The sequence below is a fragment of the Phaeodactylibacter sp. genome (assembly GCF_040219495.1).
In the GTDB taxonomy this organism is placed as follows: Bacteria; Bacteroidota; Bacteroidia; order Chitinophagales; family Saprospiraceae; genus Phaeodactylibacter.
In genome coordinates this window covers 1-1,635 of the sequence record NZ_JAVJSK010000032.1, presented here as the reverse complement: position 1 = coordinate 1,635, position 1,635 = coordinate 1, and the positions used below count along the sequence as shown (strand labels likewise).

The 1,635-nt window shown below is 50.2% G+C and carries 2 protein-coding genes; both read right to left on the bottom strand.

The window, feature by feature from the left end; all coding sequences use genetic code 11:
• A partial coding sequence (locus RIC19_RS04715; RefSeq protein WP_350177140.1) for a hypothetical protein occupies positions 1–822 on the bottom strand: 822 nt, incomplete at its 3' end.
• Between the two features lie 231 nt (positions 823–1,053).
• Positions 1,054–1,563 (bottom strand): T9SS type A sorting domain-containing protein, encoded by a 510-nt coding sequence (locus tag RIC19_RS04710; protein WP_350177139.1) that lies wholly within the window; start codon positions 1,561–1,563, stop codon positions 1,054–1,056.
• Positions 1,564–1,635 lie beyond the last annotated feature (72 nt).

Sequence of the window (1,635 nt, the reverse complement as noted above, 5' to 3'; positions counted from 1 at the left end):
AAAACAGACGGCAATAACGCTGCCGTCCGGCTCCGCGTGGATCGCCATTTGTTCGCTCAGCAGCTCATCAACCGGGCTGAGGTAGTTCCATTGGACGTTGCCGAGGGTGTCGATGGCGTAGATGTGGTGTTGGTAAGTATAATTCTTGTTGACCTTATTAAAATTGGCATGTAATTCTCCAATTACAAAAAAACTGCCCGTAGCACTTGCAGAAACTGGCGCATCCCACAAATCAAAAACACCAAGATTTTTCCGCCAAATTAATTCCCCCTCTTTACTAAATAATTGGAGTACAGTTTCTGTGTTATTAATTCCCTGAGGATTACGGTCATAAGTAGGCAATAGTATTGTAGAATTGACGCCAATTATGGGTTCATAGGTAGTTAAGAAAGACTGGTCATGTGGAGGAAAGAAACTCTGAAAATCTATTACATTTGTAGTTTGACCTATTGAATCTAAGAAAAGTAAAGCCGCCCTGAAATTGGTATCCCTAATCATAGCGCTGGTAAGAAAACCTTCACCAAACGCCTTCAGCCCACCTCTCCAGTTTTCAATAATCTGCCCTTCCGGATGGGCAAAAGCTGTATGTTCGACTTCCCCATTCAGGTCCAGCTTAGCAAAAAATAAGCCTGAAGGATAAAAGGGAGGAATGGTATCAGCGGCCAGCCCGGTGATGTAAATGCAACTGTCTGTAGGGTAGACCCCGTTGATAATAGCCGCAGCATAACCAAAGTAATAGCGCTTATTGAAAGACTCCTCCTGTGCAGGCAGCAAGGAAGCGCTGCTGAGGACCAATAAAATCAGGAGTATTCTTAGTGGCATAGGGTAATTTTTAGCAAAATAATGAACATTGAGGGCTTTGAGTGCCTGACAATGTAATAAATATGTACAGCAGATTGCATTTGTCAGACCAGAGCACCCCCGGCGAAGGGAGTGTAGCGAGGGGTGTTCTCACCGGGTGCACTAATCTTGGGCGTTGACAAGGCTTTCACCCGGTGCGTTTTGCTCGGGCGAGCACCCCCGGCGAAAGTAGTGCGCCGGGGGTTGCTCAACCTACCGTAAGATAACCAATTTTTGGGTCGCTAAACGATGATTGGGCAGGTGAAGGGTATAAAAGTACAGCCCGGCGGGGTAAGGCCGGCTGTCCCAGGAGGCCGTCGCCTGGCCCGGCACGATGGGCAGCACGGCTATTGTCTGCCCGTTTACGTCTTGTATGCTAAGCTCCGCCTGTTCTGTGCCTTCCGGCAAAGTACACCGGAAGGTGACTGACTGCCGGGCAGGGTTAGGAAATGCCTGTACCTGAGCCGGCACTTTGGGCGCTTTGGTGGTTTCAGCCCGGTTACTGCCCGGTGTGGATAGAGCTTGTAGGCCAGTAGGGAGAATGGGCTCGTGGTAGTGCCCCGACCCGTAAAAGGCATTCAGGATGTTCTGGGCGCGGACTCCTGCCCCGGTGCTCCCGTAGTAAGCGATGTCTTCCAGGGCTTTCAGCTCTGCTTCGCCCAGTTCATGCCACCCTTTGCCCTGACTGATCCGGGCGATATCCACTTCCTTGAGGGTTTTCATCAGTTTCTATTCCTCAAAACGGTCCAGCACCCACATTTCTCCCTCCCAGCCTTCGAAGCCTACGACACCCAG